At 36.2% G+C, this 19,245-nt stretch carries 18 protein-coding genes; 6 read left to right on the top strand and 12 right to left on the bottom strand.

Translation table 11 applies throughout. The features are described from left to right. Positions 1–348 precede the first annotated feature (348 nt). Positions 349–705: a YgzB family protein gene (locus BWGOE10_RS02480; RefSeq protein WP_044444349.1), complete on the top strand. Its 357-nt coding sequence runs from the start codon at positions 349–351 to the stop codon at positions 703–705. A gap of 63 nt (positions 706–768) precedes the next feature. On the opposite strand, the gene perR is transcribed toward BWGOE10_RS02480, so the two are convergent. The 6 genes from perR to BWGOE10_RS02450 form a co-directional block, all read right to left on the bottom strand. Continuing rightward, the gene (gene perR, locus BWGOE10_RS02475; RefSeq protein ID WP_171903085.1) at positions 769–1,197 is read right to left on the bottom strand and encodes a peroxide-responsive transcriptional repressor PerR; all 429 of its coding nucleotides are present in this window, start codon (positions 1,195–1,197) and stop codon (positions 769–771) included. Between the two features lie 301 nt (positions 1,198–1,498). After that, complete coding sequence (gene bcp, locus BWGOE10_RS02470) at positions 1,499–1,954, bottom strand: thioredoxin-dependent thiol peroxidase (RefSeq protein WP_070140789.1); 456 nt, start codon at positions 1,952–1,954, stop codon at positions 1,499–1,501. Positions 1,955–1,998: 44 nt separating this feature from the next. Further along, complete coding sequence (locus tag BWGOE10_RS02465) at positions 1,999–2,403, bottom strand: potassium channel family protein (RefSeq protein WP_070140788.1); 405 nt, start codon at positions 2,401–2,403, stop codon at positions 1,999–2,001. 72 nt (positions 2,404–2,475) lie between these two features. Further along, on the bottom strand, positions 2,476–3,261 hold the full coding sequence (locus BWGOE10_RS02460; RefSeq protein WP_070140787.1) for an ABC transporter permease: 786 nt from the start codon (positions 3,259–3,261) through the stop codon (positions 2,476–2,478). Positions 3,262–3,265: 4 nt separating this feature from the next. Continuing rightward, complete coding sequence (locus BWGOE10_RS02455; protein ID WP_070140786.1) at positions 3,266–4,057, bottom strand: ABC transporter permease; 792 nt, start codon at positions 4,055–4,057, stop codon at positions 3,266–3,268. Beyond that, positions 4,050–5,063 carry an ATP-binding cassette domain-containing protein gene (locus BWGOE10_RS02450; protein ID WP_000843652.1) on the bottom strand — a complete coding sequence of 338 codons (1,014 nt, stop codon included), beginning with the start codon at positions 5,061–5,063 and terminating at the stop codon, positions 4,050–4,052. Before BWGOE10_RS02450 ends, BWGOE10_RS02455 begins: the two co-directional genes overlap by 8 nt. Positions 5,064–5,190: 127 nt before the next feature. Here BWGOE10_RS02450 and hemL point away from each other — a divergent pair, with 127 nt between their 5' ends. The 3 genes from hemL to BWGOE10_RS02435 all read left to right on the top strand — a co-directional run bounded on the left by hemL (position 5,191) and on the right by BWGOE10_RS02435 (position 12,638). Next, positions 5,191–6,489, top strand: coding sequence for a glutamate-1-semialdehyde-2,1-aminomutase (gene hemL / locus BWGOE10_RS02445; protein ID WP_002010346.1), 1,299 nt, complete (start codon positions 5,191–5,193; stop codon positions 6,487–6,489). Between the two features lie 202 nt (positions 6,490–6,691). Further along, positions 6,692–11,128, top strand: a complete 4,437-nt coding sequence (locus BWGOE10_RS02440) for a glutamate synthase-related protein (protein WP_070140785.1) — start codon at positions 6,692–6,694, stop codon at positions 11,126–11,128. Positions 11,129–11,549: 421 nt separating this feature from the next. Then, positions 11,550–12,638: an aromatic acid exporter family protein gene (locus BWGOE10_RS02435; protein ID WP_070140784.1), complete on the top strand. Its 1,089-nt coding sequence runs from the start codon at positions 11,550–11,552 to the stop codon at positions 12,636–12,638. A gap of 13 nt (positions 12,639–12,651) precedes the next feature. Here the strand turns inward: BWGOE10_RS02435 and BWGOE10_RS02430 are convergent, their stop codons facing one another. From BWGOE10_RS02430 to BWGOE10_RS02415, 4 genes are all read right to left on the bottom strand, one after another. Continuing rightward, on the bottom strand, positions 12,652–14,412 hold the full coding sequence (locus BWGOE10_RS02430; RefSeq protein ID WP_070140783.1) for an ABC transporter ATP-binding protein: 1,761 nt from the start codon (positions 14,410–14,412) through the stop codon (positions 12,652–12,654). 54 nt (positions 14,413–14,466) lie between these two features. Next, positions 14,467–14,997, bottom strand: a complete 531-nt coding sequence (locus BWGOE10_RS02425; protein WP_000506627.1) for a DUF402 domain-containing protein — start codon at positions 14,995–14,997, stop codon at positions 14,467–14,469. Positions 14,998–15,322: 325 nt separating this feature from the next. Further along, positions 15,323–15,571: a YgaB family protein gene (locus BWGOE10_RS02420; RefSeq protein ID WP_002091121.1), complete on the bottom strand. Its 249-nt coding sequence runs from the start codon at positions 15,569–15,571 to the stop codon at positions 15,323–15,325. A gap of 188 nt (positions 15,572–15,759) precedes the next feature. Further along, positions 15,760–16,167 (bottom strand): gamma-type small acid-soluble spore protein, encoded by a 408-nt coding sequence (locus BWGOE10_RS02415; RefSeq protein WP_081338063.1) that lies wholly within the window; start codon positions 16,165–16,167, stop codon positions 15,760–15,762. A gap of 110 nt (positions 16,168–16,277) precedes the next feature. Here BWGOE10_RS02415 and BWGOE10_RS32700 point away from each other — a divergent pair, with 110 nt between their 5' ends. Then, a complete protein-coding gene (locus BWGOE10_RS32700; RefSeq protein ID WP_002091123.1) occupies positions 16,278–16,454 on the top strand; it encodes a hypothetical protein in 177 nt (58 codons plus the stop codon). 235 nt (positions 16,455–16,689) lie between these two features. Here BWGOE10_RS32700 and mutY read toward each other — a convergent pair whose 3' ends face one another. Then, positions 16,690–17,787: an A/G-specific adenine glycosylase gene (mutY, locus tag BWGOE10_RS02410; protein WP_070140782.1), complete on the bottom strand. Its 1,098-nt coding sequence runs from the start codon at positions 17,785–17,787 to the stop codon at positions 16,690–16,692. 149 nt (positions 17,788–17,936) lie between these two features. Between mutY and BWGOE10_RS02405 the strand changes: the two genes are divergently transcribed. Continuing rightward, on the top strand, positions 17,937–18,917 hold the full coding sequence (locus BWGOE10_RS02405; protein WP_070140781.1) for a metal-dependent hydrolase: 981 nt from the start codon (positions 17,937–17,939) through the stop codon (positions 18,915–18,917). A gap of 24 nt (positions 18,918–18,941) precedes the next feature. Here BWGOE10_RS02405 and BWGOE10_RS02400 read toward each other — a convergent pair whose 3' ends face one another. Further along, positions 18,942–19,208, bottom strand: coding sequence for a YfhJ family protein (locus BWGOE10_RS02400; protein ID WP_070140780.1), 267 nt, complete (start codon positions 19,206–19,208; stop codon positions 18,942–18,944). Positions 19,209–19,245 lie beyond the last annotated feature (37 nt).

Genomic DNA, 19,245 nt, shown 5'->3' with positions numbered 1-19,245 from the left:
TGACGTTCACGTTGTTTGTTTCGTTCAGTTTTCAAAGAACTACTTGGTCGCTCACTTGCGACTTCCTTATGTTAACATCTTCGTTTTTCGATGTCAACTAAGTTTTTCAATTTCTTTTTTGTCGTTTACTGCGTTTCCGCATCAGCGACGTTTATTAATATATCATGCAGTATATGTAGGGTCAATACTTTTTATAAAAAAAATTCACATCCCGTTAAAAGCTTAAAAAACCATCTCTCCCCATTCATTCTTTACACATAGATACACTCCTTATCATTTTACTAAATTTACAAACGAGTGAAAATTCTAAATTTTATGTTATATTATTATTATAGGAGTGTGGTGAGAATGAGCATTAAATATTCGAACAAAATTAATAAAATCCGAACCTTTGCATTGAGCTTAGTATTTATCGGCCTCTTCATTGCATACTTAGGTGTCTTTTTTCGCGAAAACATCATTATTATGACAACCTTTATGATGGTTGGTTTTTTAGCTGTCATCGCTAGCACTGTTGTTTACTTTTGGATTGGTATGTTATCTACAAAAACGATACAAATTATTTGTCCAAGCTGCGATAAACCAACAAAAATGCTCGGTCGTGTCGACGCATGTATGCATTGCAATCAACCTTTAACACTTGATCGAAATCTAGAAGGAAAAGAATTTGATGAGAAATATAATAAGAAGAGCTATAAATCCTAAATAGGTATATATAATAAAGAAAGAGGTCGACGTATAGCCGTCAGCCTCTTTCTTTATTATATATTACGCCTTATGACACTCTAGACAAACGCCATAAATTTCTAAGCGATGACTATTAATAACGAAGCCTGTCGTTTTTGCAGCTTCCTCTTCAAGTTTTTCCAAACCTCCATAAGGAAAATCAACAATCTTACCACATTTTTCGCAAATCACATGATAATGTTGACTTGTAACATAATCAAATCTACTTGAAGCATCTCCATAAGTTAATTCCTTTACAAGTCCAACTTCTTTAAACACACGTAAGTTATTATAGACAGTTGCAACACTCATATTTGGAAACTTACCTTCTAATGCTTTATAAATGTCATCCGCTGTTGGGTGCGTCATAGATTCCACAAGGTACTCTAAAATAGCATGACGCTGTGGAGTAATGCGTACACCCGTATTTTTCAGCATTTCTAGCGCTTCTTTTAATTCTTCTTTGACCACCGTCATGCACCCCGATTCTATACGGATTATTATTTTATAATTCTTATAAAGAGTGTACTCCTTTTCTTATAAATCGTCAATATTTCTACTATAACTATGTGGTTTATTTAGATACATATCCTTATTCTTATGTACCTTCCCCCATTTCCTATACATTTACATAGAAAAAAGTGCGACATAATCGCACTTGGAATACTATCATCTGAGGAGGTATGCCCTACACTTTCACTTTATGTATCGCAAGAAAATATGTATAGACGCATGCCTTACATATGTATTTTTTCTCCACATTAATATAGATTTATTTTATATAAGAAAGAACGTCCTCAATATGTTCTTTCACTTTCACTTTACGCCATTCTTTTACAAGTTCGCCATCTTTATTGATAAGGAATGTAGAACGCTCGATTCCCATGTACTCTTTTCCAAAGTTCTTTTTCAACTTCCAAACATCGTACAATTCTGCTACTTTATGATCTTCATCTACTAAAAGTACAAATGGAAGCTCATGCTTCTCGATGAATTTCATATGTCTGTTCACCGAATCAGGACTTACACCAAGGATGACTGTGTCCTTCTCTTGGAATAATCCATATGCATCACGAAAATCACATGCTTCAGTTGTACACCCTGGAGTCATATCTTTCGGGTAAAAATATAAAACTACATTTTTACCTCGGAAGTCAGCTAAGCGAATTTGTTCTCCGGTACTTCCCTCTAATGTGAATTCCGGTGCTATTTCTCCTACTGTGATCATTGTTATCACTCCTTTTCTTTTCTATTACTATAACAAATGCTAACTTATTTTTCATTGTCCGTTACCGCCCTTACCACAAAGGCAAACGGTAATGTATATCCAATTAGCGCTTCTCCAATTGCAATCCATCTTCCGATTCCAATCGGAGCTATATCACCATATCCAACGGACAATAAAGTAACCGCGCTAAAATATAAACATATTTCAACGAGTTGAAAGGAATGAGCACTTAGCCTATCCCCATCTTCTTTCAAAACTGCAAAACCCATTTCCTCTAGCACAACATAACTTAATCCAAACGCAATCAGTACCGTTGTATAAATTAAAAACAACGTAGCTAAATTGTACAGCGAAAAGAAACGATTGGAATTTGAATATGAACTCCATAATAATTGGACACTTCTCAAAATAGCGATTGCTGCAATTAATAGAATAAATCCCCATAACATGTCCTCCACCTCATTTTATATGTATGAGGACTGTAGCTGATTTATCCCTTAGAAACGAGCAAGCTTCTATAATTAATTCCCTGCACCACGATATCGTTTAACCCCTTGATTCCAGAGGGTAATTGCAATAGTAAAACAGATAACACCAACAATTGGCGTTGCGAAAGCATAGCTATTCCACTCTGTTTTTCTTAAAAAGTATGCTGCTGGATATACCCCAACAAATGCAAACGGTAAAACGAACGTTAAAACAAAGCGAATAACACGGTTATAAATATCAACAGGGTAGCGTCCATAATTCCCTATGTTATACATAAGCGGCATAATGGAACTTTTCGCATCCGACCAAAAGCCAAGACTTGCAAGCGTAACAAATATCCCGCCATACACAAGTGCTCCTCCCCCTACCATAAGTAGGAATAAGAAGAAATCATACCAGTAAAAAGATAATTGCAGCTCCATCGCTGCATAACCCATCACAATAATCCCCGTAATAGCTCCAATTAAAGATTCAAGTTCCATTCTTTCTAATATAATTTGAAATAAACTATGAATCGGTCTCGTTAATATACGGTCCATTTCTCCTTTAATAATGTAACGATCATTAAAGTCCCATATATTAAAGAAAGCTGAAAAAATGGCAAACGGTACTAAAAAGAAACCATAAATAAAGATTACTTCTTCTCGGCTCCACCCTTTTAGTGCTTGGGTATGCCCAAACACAACGAGAATGAAGATTAAATTAACAGCTTGTAGTGATAAATCTGAAAGTAACCCGACGATAAAATCGCCACGATACTCCAATTTTGTTTTTATATATTGACTTGCATATTGCAAAAATAATTTTATATATATCATCTTGTCATCCCCCTTGTACGATTAGACGTTTTCTCGCCGTTTTCCACATCAGTACAATTGGAATAATAAGTATAATTTCCCAAATCACTTGAAATAATAAAGCTTCATATAACTTACTTCCTTGTATACCTTCAGAGAAAATCATACTCGGAATATAACTAATTGCTTGAAACGGTAAAAACACCATTGCTTTTTGGGCCCATAACGGATAAAAACTAATCGGTAATAATAAACCAGAAAATAAATCGATGACAACACGTTTCGCATACATAATTCCACTATTATTAAATAAGAAGAATGTAAGCATTCCTGTCATTAAATTTATTTGTGTATTAATGATAAAACTAAATATTAAAGATAGGAAGAAATATAACCACGTTTGAAAATTCGTTGTAATTTGTAATGAAAATAATAACGTAACAATAACCATGCCTGGAATCGAAAAGAAAGCAAAACGAAATATCCCTTCTCCAAGCCCTTGCATAACTTTCATACCTAAATAATTATATGGACGAATTAGCTCTACCGCCACACGTCCTTCTTGAATTTCCATCGCAATTTCTCTATCTATATTATTGAAATAAAAAGCGCGTGCCATCCATGCGATCGCAATATACGTAGTCATTTGTGAAATAGATAAACTTTCAATATTCTCTTTCCCGCTATAAATTGCTTGCCATAAAAAATAATACGCACCAATGTTAATCGTATAAATTAAAATCCCGCTGTAATAATTTGTACGATACGCAAGCATCATTAAAAAACGAATCCGAATCATTTCAATATACTTACCCATGCATAATACCTTCTTCATAAATGTTACGAATAATTTCCTCTGTAGACACTTCGTTAATTTTCAAATCTTTAATTTGAAAGGCTTGTACTACTTTAGAAATCAACATAGAAATGATAACTTCTTCATTCGGTATTTTTGCAACCCATGCGTTTTCTTCTTTCGCCTTTGACCAAGCAACATGACTATCTGGCATAACCATTGATAACTCCTGGTATGAAACTGGGGCAACAAACTGAAAATGTATTTCCTTCTCTACTCCCCACTGCGTACGAAGATTATCTAAAGATCCGTCATACATAATATTTCCTTCATCAAGCATGATGACGCGTTCACATAAAGCTTCAATATCAGTAATATCATGCGTCGTTAATAAAATTGTTGTTTTATAACGTTCATTCATCTCTTTTAAGAATTCTCGTATTTTCAATTTCACAAGAACATCTAGTCCAATTGTTGGCTCATCTAAAAATAATAACGGCGGATTATGAATTAACGCCGCTGCTAATTCACAACGCATTCTTTGACCAAGAGATAATTTTCGTACCGGTTTATCTAATAAAGGACCGATATCTAACGTTTCAATAACATGTTCCATATGTTCCTTATACTGAGCGTCTGATACACCGTACACTTTCTTCAATAAACGAAATGATTCTTGTACAGCAATATCCCACCAAAGCTGTGAACGCTGACCAAACACAACACCGATTGTTCTTACAAATTCTTCTCTCTGTTTGTGTGGATTCATTCCATTCACTGTAATTTGTCCTGATGTCGGAGTCAAAATCCCTGTAAGCATTTTAATCGTCGTTGATTTACCAGCACCATTCTCACCAATATAACCAACCATTTCACCTTGCTTTACAGTAAAAGAAACATCATTTACTGCTGGTACTATTTTATAATTACGATTTAATAAATCGCGAAATGCACCCTTTAAGCCCGGACGACTTGAATAGGCTGTAAACTCTTTACGTAACCCTTGTACCTCAATTACCGATTTCATAATCGGACCCCCTTCCTAAATGTCACAACGAATAGTTTACCCAACTGCTCCTTCTATCACAAACAATACGTCTTTTCAAAAAACATGTTAGAATAATACATAGATTTTTGTAAGGAGATGAATTGTAGTGAATTTCACAAAATCAGAAGCGTTACATAAAGAAGCTTTAGAACATATCGTTGGTGGTGTTAATAGTCCTTCCCGCTCTTTTAAAGCAGTTGGAGGCGGTTCTCCTGTTGCAATGGAACGCGGAAAAGGTGCTTATTTCTGGGATGTAGATGGAAATAAATATATCGACTATTTAGCAGCGTATGGCCCTATTATTACTGGACATGCTCACCCACACGTAACAGAAGCAATTAAAACAGCGGCTGAAAACGGCGTACTATACGGTACTCCAACAGCATTAGAAGTAAAATTCGCAAAAATGTTAAAAGAAGCAATGCCCGCTCTAGATAAAGTTCGCTTCGTAAACTCTGGGACAGAATCCGTTATGACAACCATTCGTGTTGCTCGTGCTTACACTGGCCGCACAAAAATTATGAAATTCGCTGGTTGTTACCACGGTCATTCCGATTTAGTACTTGTAGCAGCTGGCTCTGGTCCTTCTACTCTTGGAATTCCTGATTCAGCTGGTGTGCCACAAAGTATCGCTCAAGAAGTTATTACTGTTCCATTTAATAATGTAGAAACTTTAAAAGAAGCGTTAGATAAATGGGGACATGAAGTAGCAGCTATCCTTGTAGAGCCAATCGTTGGAAACTTCGGTATTGTTGAGCCGAAACCTGGCTTCCTTGAAAAAGTTAATGAACTTGTTCACGAAGCTGGTGCACTAGTAATTTACGATGAAGTTATTACTGCTTTCCGCTTTATGTATGGCGGCGCTCAAGACTTACTTGGCGTAACCCCAGATTTAACAGCACTTGGTAAAGTTATCGGTGGTGGACTTCCAATTGGTGCTTACGGTGGTAAGAAAGAAATTATGGAACAAGTTGCACCGCTCGGCCCTGCATACCAAGCTGGTACAATGGCGGGGAACCCTGCTTCTATGGCATCAGGTATTGCCTGCTTAGAAGTACTTCAACAAGAAGGCGTATACGAGAAATTAGATGCACTTGGCGCAATGCTTGAAAAAGGAATTTTAGATCAAGCTACAAAACATAACATCGATATTACAGTAAACCGTCTAAAGGGTGCATTAACTGTATACTTCACGACAAATACAATTGAAGATTACGATGCAGCCAAAAATACAGATGGTGAAATGTTCGGTAGATTCTTCAAGCTGATGCTACAAGAAGGTATTAATTTAGCACCTTCTAAATATGAAGCATGGTTCTTAACGACAGAACATACAAAAGAAGATATTGAATATACAATTGAAGCTGTTGGCAGAGCATTTTCTACCCTAGCGAACAATAAATAATCTCTTCATTCAAAAGGAAAAAAGAAAGCCCATCTTTCTTTTTTCCTTTTTTCTATTTCATAAATCCCTCATTAATAGTATAATTATTCATAATTATCTGTTTTATATTCTTTTATATCCTTACTATCCCTGTATACAAGGCAGTTCATGCCTTAAATAGTAAGATTATTCAAAATTCATTTTCCAGAGGGGGGATTGACGGATGCTCAATAAAAAAAACAAATGGACACCGTCTTTATTTCGGAATTATAAAAATGCAGAACATGATGCGTGTGGAATCGTTTCCGTTATGGAAAAACGAAGAATTCCTACAAAAGAAAACATCGATCTTTGTATACAATCACTAGTCAAAATGAATCATAGAGCTGGTTTCATTAATGGCGAAGGAGATGGTATCGGAATTCATATCGACATACCAAAAGCACTTTGGAATGAAAAACTGAAAAGTAGCGGATATAATCCAACGATTGTGGATCATCCCCACTTTATCGTTGGACATTTTTTTCTAAACAAAAAAGAAAACATTGTTGAGTTAAAAGCTTACATTCGTACACAACTAAACAATGAAAAATTTACAATTGTTCTCGAGAATGATGATGTAATAAACTCAGATGCACTCGGTCCTCTTGGTAAACAGGAAGAACCTTTATTTTGGCAAATTGCCCTTATCGCTGAAAGTGAAGTTAAAAATATTGAACAAACATTATTTTCTGTAACGATAAAAATAGAAGAAAATGAAGCAATTCATGTTGCCTCATTAAGTCATGACCATGTTGTATATAAAGTTCTCGGTGCTGGCGATACACTCGTTGCTTATTACAATGATTTACAACACCCACTTATCGCTTCAACTATGACACTGGGACATAATCGCTATTCTACTAATACGTTATCTAATTTTTTTCGTGTACAACCATTTAGCATTCTCGGACATAATGGCGAAATTAACACGATTGCAAAATTACGCGATCAAGCTGAAATGATTAATGTACCACTTACTGCCGGGGGTAGTGATTCCCAAGATTTAAACCGCACCTTAGAAACCCTTCTCGTTCAGTATAACTACAGTTTATTTGAAGCAATGGATATATTATTTCCACCAATTATTAATGAAATAAAACTTTACGAAACAAACTTACAAAACTTATACACTTATATACGTGAGGCTTGGGGGCATTTCGCACAAGGTCCAGCTGGTATTATTTCACGTTATAAAGATGAAGCTGTTTTCAGTGTCGATTCCCTTGGATTACGCCCAGTTTGGAAAGTAGAGACAGAGAGCTCCTATATTTTCTCTTCTGAACCTGGAGTTGTATCACCAACTGAATATGTAGCAGAGCCGAAACCACTCGCTCCTGGAGAAAAAGTTGGATTAAAATGGAATGAACAAGATGAGCTCGTTCTCTATGAATACGACAATTATCAAATTGAAGTATATAACCGTTTTAAGAAACGAATCGATGTTAGCAATTATCATTTAAACTTATCTATCCCTGAAACGAAAGAAACTGAGGGATTATGTGATTCTGTTCAAGTTGAAACGAAGCAATACGTTGCTTTCGGCTGGGATCGAGAACATATTCAGCTCCTTGAACAGATGGCAACAAAAGGCGTCGAACCAATTCGGTCACTTGGGCATGACTCACCACTTGCCGCACTTGATACAGATAGACGAAATATTGCTGATTTCATTAAGGAAAGTGTGGCCGTTGTTACAAATCCAGCAATCGATCGTGATCGAGAAGTCGAACACTTCTCCACACGTACTGTACTCGGAGAGCGTCCGGGTTTATTAGATAACTCTAAACAACCATTTATAATCGAGATGCTTTCACCCATTATTTTAGAAGGGAATTTAGCTCAATCTATCGCGGCAGACTTACACACGATTACGTACGAACAACTTATACAGCTATTCATTACTCATAGCTCTGTCTCTACAATTTCTGTTACATTTAGTCCATCAGAAACTCTACAAATCGCATTAAATCGAATTAGTTCCGAAGCGATAGCAGCCGTCAAAAATGGGGCTTCCCTACTATTATTAGATGACGCTAAATCTCATCAAAATGGACTATTATGGATTGATCCACATTTAGTTACTGCTAAAGTACATCAAGCATTAACTGAAAATAAATTACGCCGGAAATGCTCTCTCGTTATACGTTCCGGTGCCCTTCGCTCCTTACACGATATCGTCACGCTATATGGATTAGGGGCAGATGGTATTAATCCATATTTATTGTTCGCAACGGTAAATGATGAAACAAAAGCACCAATTGCTAATTTGTATACTGCACTTAATAAAGGACTAGAGAAAGTAATTTCAACAATTGGAATTCATGAATTACGCGGTTACGGTCGCCTCTTCTCCTCTATCGGATTACATGAGGAAATCGCAAATATATTACAAATTACAAACTTCTGCGGTTCAAATAATTTAACTTTTTCACTTGAATCACTTGCTGAAGATGCAAAAATTCGAGCTGATGATTATAACAATCCAAAAGTTAGAATGAGAAAATCATTTCATATATTCCCACGGATTTGGAAAGCAATTGGTGATGTTGCAAAAGGAAACTCTTATGATGATTACCGCGACAAGTTAAGTGAATTAGAAGAAAACACTCCCATCGCAATTCGGCACCTTGTTCAAACAAAACAAGCACAGCATGTAGTTCCGACTGAAGAAGTGTCCATCGGCATTCACAATCATGATTTACCCTTTATTATTAGTTCTATGTCATTTGGTTCTCAAAATGAAATTGCCTTTCGCGCGTATGCAGAAGCTGCCGATCAGCTAAATATGATTAGTTTGAACGGTGAAGGCGGCGAAATTAAAGATATGATTGGTAAGTACCCACATACACGCGGACAACAAGTTGCATCTGGCCGGTTTGGAGTAAACGCTGAACTACTAAATTCATCAAATTTAATTGAAATTAAAATCGGTCAAGGAGCAAAGCCTGGTGAAGGTGGACATTTGCCTGGTTCAAAAGTGACTGCCAAAATTGCGGAAGCACGTAATGCTACAATTGGTTCGGATTTAATTTCACCTTCTAACAACCATGATATTTATTCAATTGAAGACTTGGCTCAAATGATTACAGAAATTAAAACGGCTAATCATCTTGCAAAAGTAGCTGTAAAAGTTCCTGTCGTTCCTAACATCGGAACAATTGCTGTTGGTATCGCAAAAGCTGGCGCTGACTTTATTAACATTAGTGGATTTGATGGTGGAACAGGCGCTGCGCGTATTCACGCATTGCAACATGTAGGTCTTCCTGTAGAGATTGGTGTTAAAGCTGCTCACAATGCGTTACTAGAAGCAAATATGAGACATAAAGTAGAGATTTGGGCAGATGGCGGTATTCGAAGTGTAAATGACGCCTTAAAAATCATGCTCCTCGGAGCAAACCGGATCGGATTTGGCACATTATCAATGATTGCAATTGGCTGTACAACTTGCCGTGGTTGTCATCTCGATACGTGCCACGTCGGAATTGCAACACAAATTGAATCTGAAGCTCAAGCAAAAGAACATGGACTACGCCGTTTCGTTCCACGTGAATTAGAAAGCGCAGTTACCGGGCTATTAAACCTATTCACTACTTTCAGTACAGAACTAAAACGTTTAACAGGACAGCTAGGTTACACAAACTTACAAGATATTGTCGGGCGATCAGACTTATTAGAACAAACTCGAGGCAAGGACTTATTAGACTTACGTAATTTAATACAAACGATAGAAGATTCATCCGTGAAAATAACGGCATCTGTACAAGAAAAACAATTTAAAACAACAAATTCTCTCCAGTCAAAAGAATTAGTAAGCGTCGGCGTAGAGCAACGCGTAATGGGCGGTCTAGAGTCCTGTTATCGTATTCGTAGCAAATTATATGAAAACACTCATCTTGAACCACTTACATTAAAGTATACAAACGGATCTGTTCCCGGAAACGGATTAGGCGCGTACAATAGCGAGAACTTATTTATACACGTAAATGGCGGCGCACAAGACGGAATTGGAAAAACCTCATTTGGCGGTGGCATTTATATAACGAAAGCAAAAGGAAAAGATGGAACATATTATAACGGTTCTGTCGGAAAAGGATTTGGATACGGTGCTCAAAAAGGTGCATTATACGTGCAAGGTAACGCTGATGCTCGTGCTGGCATTCGCCTTTCTGGAGCAGATATGATAATTGGAGGCAGAATTACAAAACCACTCCGCGAAAAAGAACAAGGAAATATCGGAGTATATTCTAATATAAAAGGATTTGCTTTTGAATATATGACAAATGGTCGCGCTCTTGTTTTAGGCGATCCTGGACCATGGATTTGTGCCGGCATGACTGGTGGTGTTGTTTATTTACGTCATGAGCCAAACTTAGGTTTAACAGAACACGCTTTAAAAAGAAGAATTGCTAAAGGTGCAAATGTAACATTGCAGCCAATTAGTAAAAATGGTTTGCAAGATGTGAATGAATTATTATTAGACTACATTCGTGTATTAAATGAGCACGAACAATATGAAGAAGTCGCTTTGTTAACACCATTATTAGATGATATCCAGCTTCACTTCTATGAAATTATCCCGAAAAAAGAACAGGCGGATCCATCTATTTCAACTGAATGATATGTACAATATTTATTTTCATAAAGTGAAACTTTAATCAGTGGGGGTTTGTTCATCCCCCACTGATTATTAGTTGAACCAATCGGGCGTTTACGGGCAGTTGATCTCCCTCCTAACTTCTTTGCTCCACCTGAATTTTGAGGTGAAAGTTTTACTGCCCGTTAATGCGGGATAAAAAAATTGACGAAGCGAGCATCGCATAGTAATCTAGAATAACAATTTGAAACCTGCTGAAATTCAGCAGGTTTTTTTATTAAAGAATAGATGTTTAAAGAGAATTTGGAGAAATTATAAATGGATTGTAATTTATTTATTAAACTTTTTTAACGTCACTAAAATATCACTTGCTAACATATTGTAATGAATGTATAGTATCATGTTGTACATTCATTATGACAAGAGAAAGGATATCAATAAGGGTATGAAACTTGGTGCTCGCATTTTAAAAACGGGTATTGCCATTACATTAGCTTTATTTGCTTGTATTTTACTTCAATTACCGAGCCCAGTATTTGCGGGAATCTCAGCTATCTTTGCTGTTCAACCGTCTGTATACCGCTCATATTTAACGGCTCTTGAGCAAATTCAAGCAAACGTAATTGGTGCTGTATTCGCTATCGTATTTGCTGCTGCTTTTGGACATAATCCTTTTATTATTGGATTAACGTGTATATTAGTAATTGCTCTTACTTTACAATTACGCTTGGAAAACACAATATCAATCGCTTTAGTAACAGTTATCGCCATTATGGAGTATCAAGGCGAAGATTTCTTTAATTTTGCCTTACTTCGATTCGCGACGATTATGATTGGAATTATTGCGGCTTCGCTTGTAAATTTAGTATTTATGCCGCCAAAATATGAAACGAAACTTTACCATCGCATCGTTGATAATACAGAGGAAATTGTTAAATGGATTCGTATGAACAGTAGGCAAGCTTCTGATTTTACAACGCTAAAAACCGATATTGACCGCATGAAAGAAAAAATGATTAAACTAAATCATTACTATTTGCTTTATAAAGAAGAAAGAAGTTACACGAAGAAAATACAATTCGCGAAAATTCGTAAGCTCGTTTTATTCAGACAAATGTTAGCGACAACAAGCCGCGCTTTAAGCACGTTAAAGTCATTACATCGTACTGAAAATGAACTGCGCTATATGCCAGAAGAGTTTCAGGAATCTATTCAAAACGAACTTGATTCATTAACGCATTATCATGAACAAGTGTTATTAAAATTTATTGGTAAAGCAAAGAAACAACAATCCGTTGAAATGCTTGATGAAGTTGAAACAGGTAAACAAGAATTGATTGATATCTTTATGGATTATCAAAATAAGGACGATGAGGAAGCATATAAAATATGGTTACACCTCTTCCCTCTTATTTCTTCAATTATTAACTACAGTGAGGAAGTAGAGCATTTAGATTTACTTGTGGATAGCTTCTACACATACCATAAACCAGAAAGCGAACTCCAAATCGAAGATAAAAAAGAAGACGAATAAAAAACAGCTCCTTTTACGCTAAAGGAGCTGTTTCTGCTATATGCTGAAGTTGATATAGATTGTAATAAAATCCCCTTTTCTTCATTAACTCTTCATGAGAACCCTTTTCTTTTATTTCACCATCTTCAACATAAATAATTGTATCAACATGCGTGATCGTCGCTAATCGGTGTGCAATGATAATTGTTGTCCGATCTGCAGCTAACGTTTGCAGTGCATCTTGAATATATCGTTCATTTTCTAAATCTAAAGCGGACGTTGCTTCATCTAATATAAGTAAAGACGGATCCTTTAGAAAAACCCGCGCGATTGCTACACGCTGTCTTTGTCCACCAGATAATTTCACACCACGTTCTCCAACGACAGTATCATAGCCGTCTGGCAACTCTGTAATAAAATCATGAATTTGTGCAGCTTTGGCAGCTGAAATCACTTCCGCCTCTGTAGCTTTCGGATTGCCATATAAAATATTAGCACCGATTGTATCGCTAAATAATAAATTATCTTGCAGTACAATTCCAATATTACTACGCAAATTTCTCATATCATACTTTCTTACATCTATCCCATCTATATAAACTGCACCTTCAGAAACATCATAAAAACGCGGAATTAAACTAGCAAGAGATGACTTTCCTCCTCCACTTGCCCCTACAAGCGCAACCTTCTCTCCCCGGCGCATAGTTAATGACAGATTATGCAATATTTCTTTTTCATCCGCATTATAACGAAACGAAACATTATCAAATACAATTTCACCATTTAACTTTTTTGTTTGCACCGCATTTGGCACATTAACAATATCGTATTTTTCATCCAACAATTCAAACACTCGATCCATCGAGGCGAAAGACTGTGTTAATGTTGTAGATGAATTAACAAGGCGACGAAGCGGACTATATAAACTATCCATATATCCAACAAAAGCAACCATAGTACCCAGTGTTAACGACCCTTGAATTACCTCATACGCCGCAAAGCCAATAACAAGTAATGGCCCTAAATCCGTTAACGTATTCACTACCGAAAATGTTCTCGCCGTCCAACTCGTATGAGTTAGTGCTTTCGTTAAAAATTCATTATTTCTCTTTTCAAACTGTCCTCTTTCATACTCTTCTAATGCAAAACTACGTGTCACTTGCATCCCTTGAATACGTTCATGTAAATACCCTTGCATAGTTGCTAACGCTTGTGAGCGCTCTTTCGTCAGTTTTCGAAGGCGCCCGAAAAAATATTTCACTGCAACTACATAAATAGGTAAAATTAATAAAGCAACAAAGGTTAATTTTATATTCATAGAAAACATAACGATAATAGCAATAACAATTGTTGCAGTATCTAACCAAACATTCATAAGACCAGTAATTACAAAGTCCTTCGTTTGTTCTACATCATGGATTACACGTGAAATAAGCTCCCCTGTTTTTGTGTTCGAATAATAACGTAAGCTCAATTTTTGCAAGTGCCCAAAAATGTATTTTCGTAAATCGTATAGTATTGTATTGGCAATGCGCTGCGCGAAATATTGACGATAATATTCTATCGGTGGTCTTACTACTGCAAAAATAAAAAAAGCAATCCCAATTGCGGTTATTAATTGAGACGTTTTTTCTTGAAGCGATCCCGCGCCTTGAATAACATCATCAATAATATACTTTAATAACCATGGCATAATAAGCGGGATACCAAACTTCACAAGACCAATAATAATTGTCATAGCAATAAGCCATCGATATGGTTTAACAAATTGTAAATATCTTTTTATACCTTGCACATAATCCCCCCTCTAATAGGACAAACCTGCCGGGAAATCCCCTGCAGGTTTGTTTTAATTTCTGTACATTAAATATCTTTCGTACCACATATCTACGAAATCCGGTGCAAATGGTCCTTTTCTTTGATGAATCCACTGTGTTAAATGTGCTACATTTCGTTTTAAAATAGTATCAATAACAGGTGGATACTGCATGATTTGACTATGCTTCTCATACTCATCTTCATCTAAAAGTGTATATGTCATATCTGGATACACTTTAATGTCTAAGTCGTAATCAATATACTTTAATGCTTCAGAGTCATATGCAAAAGGAGAACTTAAATTACAATAATAATATACTCCTTCTTCCCTCAGCATTCCAATCACATTAAACCAATAATTGGCATGGAAGTAACAAATCGCAGGTTCGCGAGTAATCCATGTTCGGCCATCTGATTCCGTAACTACTGTACGATCATTCGCTCCGATCACAAGACTCTGCGTCCCTTTTAAAATCGTTGTCTCTTCCCACATTCTATGAATGGAGCCATTATGTTTATAACTATGTATTTGTACCTTTTCTCCTTCTTTGGGAAATCCCATATATGCTCCCTTCTTTCAACTGCAAATGCCATTCTTAAGTTGCCTTAACTACCCCTTGAACTGCATTCACTTTTTTTCTATTATAACTTTTTTGTCAAAATTTTAAAACTAAAGCGATAGGACACTTGTTTTCATGAGGAATATAATGAAGTTTGTATTATTGAATACCACATCACCAACCCTTTTAATAAAGGAAAATTTCCTATGAATTAGCAATACGTATTTTAGAAGATTAAACGAAGATATAACAAAAAGAAAAGTCCCCCTCATCTCTGTTTAAGAAAGGACTTCCCCCTAAAATCAACAACATATCTCACCCTTAATTTTAAATTATTTTTTCGGTTTCAAAAGATTGAATCACATTATTCGTTTGCTGTTCAAATTTTTCATGCAAAAGTTTTAATGCTATTTCTGTTCTGTATATTTCTTGACGGATAAAATGCAATTCTTTTTTATCGCACGTATCCCTTCCACTCATTTCAATTTGCTGATACTTCTCTAAATGTGATTGTAACTTTAAAAGCTCATCCATCGTTTCCAACTGCTCTCCTACCAACTTATCAAAATCGTTCATCACTTACCCCCTTTTTGATTCATTCGCCAGTTATAATTCCTATTACATATTTTCTAATCGTGAACTTCTTTCTCCTTTGACTACATTTGTTGACTTATTAGAAGTTATGTCGTTCACTTTCTTTTCATTACAATGACCCGCGCACAAAGAAAACACTTCTCTTGAATTAGAGAAGTGTTTTTCTTTCATTACTGATTTGAGCTAGAAGATTTTGATTGTTTTGCAGCTGATTTTGCATTTTGTTTTTGCACAGAATGCACATCTGTTTCAGTTGCAAACTCTGTACCATAACTAGCATTTGCACTTTGAGCACTAGAAGCTTGTGCTTTCTGTGCCTCTGATTGTGCGTTCGCTTGTTTTACTGCTTGTACATTCGTTTCAGTTGCAAACTCTGTACCATAACTAGCATTTGCACTTTGAGCACCAGAAGCTTGTGCTTTCTGTGCCTCTGATTGTGCGTTTGCTTGTTTTACTGCTTGTACATTCGTTTCAGTTGCAAACTCTGTACCATAGCTAGCATTTGTACTTTGAATGCTAGCACCAGAAGTTGCCTTATTATAACCTTGTTGTTTTTTACTCATCTTTCTCACCTCCACAACCAATAATGTAACCAATTTACTTAGAAGTTATTCTTAATTTTCTTTTTAAAAATTCACGCATATATCTCTTATCACTCATTCAAACTACATATGATGGAGGTGGGAATATGTATACTGGACGTGATATGACTGAGCTAACTATGATTTCCAAAAATGAATGGAAAGAGGATGAATTAGCTTATTTTCATCATTCATTTCAGCAAATTATGCCTTATCTAAATGTAGAGGGACAAACGATTTATAAAGAAGTTGTGAAAGAAATCGAGTCACGGGGCGGATTATAAACGCGTGGATTTTTAACCTCAAAATACAAATTTATTTTCAATATAAAAAACGTGTTCCAAAGTTCTGGAACACGTTTTTATTATTTATCCCGCATTAACGGGCAGTAAGACCCCCACCTCAAAATGCAGCGAAAGCAAAGAAGTTAGGTAGGGATCAACTGCCCGTAAAAGCCCGATTGGTTCAACTAATAATCAGTGGGGGATGAAGAAAACCCCCACTGATTAAAGTTTCACTTTATTGCATTGTAATTTTCTCAACACACTTTTCGTAAATTGTACGATGTGATTTCGAGAAAGGTAGCTGTTCAAACGCTTCTTTCGACACAAACTTTAATGTATCCGTTTCGACAATATTACCTGTTACTTTTCCGTAAAATATAAATATATCCCAAGTACGATGTGTAAAAGTATGTTGTACATTCATCGCGTATTCATCAATTGAAACAGAGAGTTCAAAACTCTCCTTCATATAATCCGTAAGCTGTTGTTTTTGATTACGAATCCCTTCACCTAGTTCAATATTCGGGAACTCCCACATATTAGCCAGTAATCCCGTACTTGGGCGTTTATTAATTACGTAACGGCCATCTTCAGTTTGAAGTACTCCTGCAACGAGCGGTACCATTGTAGGTGCTTTCGCTTTACTCTTCACTGGTAGTTCTTTTTGAACACCTTCAGCATACCCTCTGCAATGTTCACGTACAGGACAAAGTAAACAAGATGGATTTTTCGGTATACAAATTAATGCCCCTAATTCCATCAAACCTTGGTTAAAATAAGATGGATTTTCTATCGAAATAATTTCACGCACAATCTCTTCAAAAACTTTTCTCGTCTTCGGTTTTGCAATATCATCCCACACTGATAAAATACGAGATAATACGCGCATAACATTTCCATCAACCGCTGGCTCTGGTATGCCATATGCAATGCTTAAAATGGCACCTTTTGTATATGGTCCCACTCCTTTTAATTTTTCAATTTTCTTTACATCGCTCGGTACTGTCCCGCCGTATACTTCTTTTACCTCTTTTACTGCAGCATGTAAATTTCGTGCTCTAGAATAATAACCTAAGCCTTCCCATGCTTTTAATACTTCTTCATCATCGGCAGTTGCTAGCGCTTCAAGCGTAGGAAACTTCCCCATAAAATTTGCGTAATATGGTTTTACAGCCTCTACCCTTGTTTGCTGTAACATAATTTCTGAAACCCAAACACGGTATGGATCTTTATTTTTTCGCCATGGTAAATCACGTTGTTCTTTTTCAAACCAACCAATTAAATCATTTTGAAACTGTTCTATGTTAAACTCATTTAATATTTCAAGTGTCAAACTTGATCCCCCTCATTTTTTTGCATATACGTACTATTATAAAGATTTTAGGAAAAAATTTAAGTAAGATGACATAGGAAATAGAAGGCAAAGGACTTGAGGTATCGAATAAAAAGAGTTACATTAATAAAAAACGGAGGTGGATTTCTATGGACACAGCCACTCACCTTGTTATGGGCGTTACTCTAGGCAGTTTGGCAACATTAGATCCAGCTATAGCACAAAGTGATATTGGGCCACAAGCAGTGATGCTTGCAACAATTGCCGGTTCCAATATTCCTGACATCGATACAGTTTTAAAATTGCGTAATAACGCTAAATATATAAGAAATCATCGCGGGATTACTCATTCAATTCCTGCAGTGATTCTTTGGTCACTCCTTATAAGTGGCATCTCTTTCGCCTTCTTTTCAGACGCTCCATATCTGCATCTACTACTTTGGTCATTTATTGCCGTCTTTCTTCATGTCTTTGTGGATATTTTCAATGCCTATGGTACCCAGGCATTAAGGCCCTTCACAAAAAAATGGGTAGCGCTCGGCATAATTAATACGTTTGATACTGTCATTTTCTTTATTCATATACTCGCTATCGCCTGTATACTTGTCGGAGCACATAAAGGCTATACTGCTTTAGCAGCGTATATATTAATGTTTGTTTACTATATCGGCCGCATTATGATGCATCGAAATATTAAAAGTGTAGTATACAAACGTTTCAAAAATGTAGAGAAAGTAATTATTTCTCCTTCTTACAAATTTTACCATTATCATTTAGCCGTCGTTACAACTGAACATTACTACGTAGCAAGATGGCACCGCGGTAACATCCTTGTATACGATAAATTTAATCGCGTACCGTTCCCGAATACCGCCATTATGCAAGCCGCTGTGCGAGATGAAAATATATCTGCTTTCTTATCTTTCTCGCCTGTATATCGCTGGGATATTTTCGATTATGATAACTATTATGAAGTTCGTTTTATTGATTTGCGGTATCGAAGTAAAGATTATTATCCATTCGTCGCAATCGTTCAGCTCGATCAAAATTTAAATATTATTAGTTCATATACAGGATGGATTTTCAGCGAAGAAAAACTTCGAAAGAAACTGGAATTGCTTCCACATTAAAAAAAGCGACCTAAGTCGCTTTTTTTAATGTTTCAAATGATCTTCTTGATTGATTAAATGGCTATACTTCGGATTATTTGTACGCATTTCATGAAGGCGCCTTCCATGATTATTAATCCATGTTCGTACCACTTGCTCAGTCATTTCCTCACCTTGGTAACGACCTGATTTAGCATAGGTTGTTCGGAAGTCTTCCCACAATAATTCAACCCATGCACGAGCTTGTGCGTAAGAAAGGTTGTCATTCTTATCTAATAATTCTTTCGTTAATGTTTCATAAATATCATTCATGTTCTATTCTCCTTTTACCTATTTATTCCCTTAATTT

It is taken from the genome of Bacillus mycoides (assembly GCF_001757995.1).
GTDB classification, from domain to species: Bacteria; Bacillota; Bacilli; order Bacillales; family Bacillaceae_G; genus Bacillus_A; species Bacillus_A mycoides_B.
The sequence above is the reverse complement of the archived record's forward strand: the minus strand, read 5'-3'. Positions and strand labels throughout refer to the sequence as shown.

What these genes read in the sequence shown, in the direction of transcription:
- BWGOE10_RS02480 (WP_044444349.1), top strand. Translation starts at nt 349, where the DNA reads ATGAGCATTAAATATTCGAACAAAATTAATAAAATCCGAACCTTTGCA.
- bcp (WP_070140789.1), bottom strand. Translation starts at nt 1,954, where the DNA reads ATGATCACAGTAGGAGAAATAGCACCGGAATTCACATTAGAGGGAAGT.
- BWGOE10_RS02465 (WP_070140788.1), bottom strand. Translation starts at nt 2,403, where the DNA reads ATGTTATGGGGATTTATTCTATTAATTGCAGCAATCGCTATTTTGAGA.
- BWGOE10_RS02460 (WP_070140787.1), bottom strand. Translation starts at nt 3,261, where the DNA reads ATGATATATATAAAATTATTTTTGCAATATGCAAGTCAATATATAAAA.
- BWGOE10_RS02455 (WP_070140786.1), bottom strand. Translation starts at nt 4,057, where the DNA reads ATGGGTAAGTATATTGAAATGATTCGGATTCGTTTTTTAATGATGCTT.
- BWGOE10_RS02450 (WP_000843652.1), bottom strand. Translation starts at nt 5,063, where the DNA reads ATGAAATCGGTAATTGAGGTACAAGGGTTACGTAAAGAGTTTACAGCC.
- BWGOE10_RS02440 (WP_070140785.1), top strand. Translation starts at nt 6,692, where the DNA reads ATGCTCAATAAAAAAAACAAATGGACACCGTCTTTATTTCGGAATTAT.
- BWGOE10_RS02435 (WP_070140784.1), top strand. Translation starts at nt 11,550, where the DNA reads ATGAAACTTGGTGCTCGCATTTTAAAAACGGGTATTGCCATTACATTA.
- BWGOE10_RS02425 (WP_000506627.1), bottom strand. Translation starts at nt 14,997, where the DNA reads ATGGGATTTCCCAAAGAAGGAGAAAAGGTACAAATACATAGTTATAAA.
- BWGOE10_RS02420 (WP_002091121.1), bottom strand. Translation starts at nt 15,571, where the DNA reads ATGAACGATTTTGATAAGTTGGTAGGAGAGCAGTTGGAAACGATGGAT.
- BWGOE10_RS32700 (WP_002091123.1), top strand. Translation starts at nt 16,278, where the DNA reads ATGTATACTGGACGTGATATGACTGAGCTAACTATGATTTCCAAAAAT.
- BWGOE10_RS02405 (WP_070140781.1), top strand. Translation starts at nt 17,937, where the DNA reads ATGGACACAGCCACTCACCTTGTTATGGGCGTTACTCTAGGCAGTTTG.
- BWGOE10_RS02400 (WP_070140780.1), bottom strand. Translation starts at nt 19,208, where the DNA reads ATGAATGATATTTATGAAACATTAACGAAAGAATTATTAGATAAGAAT.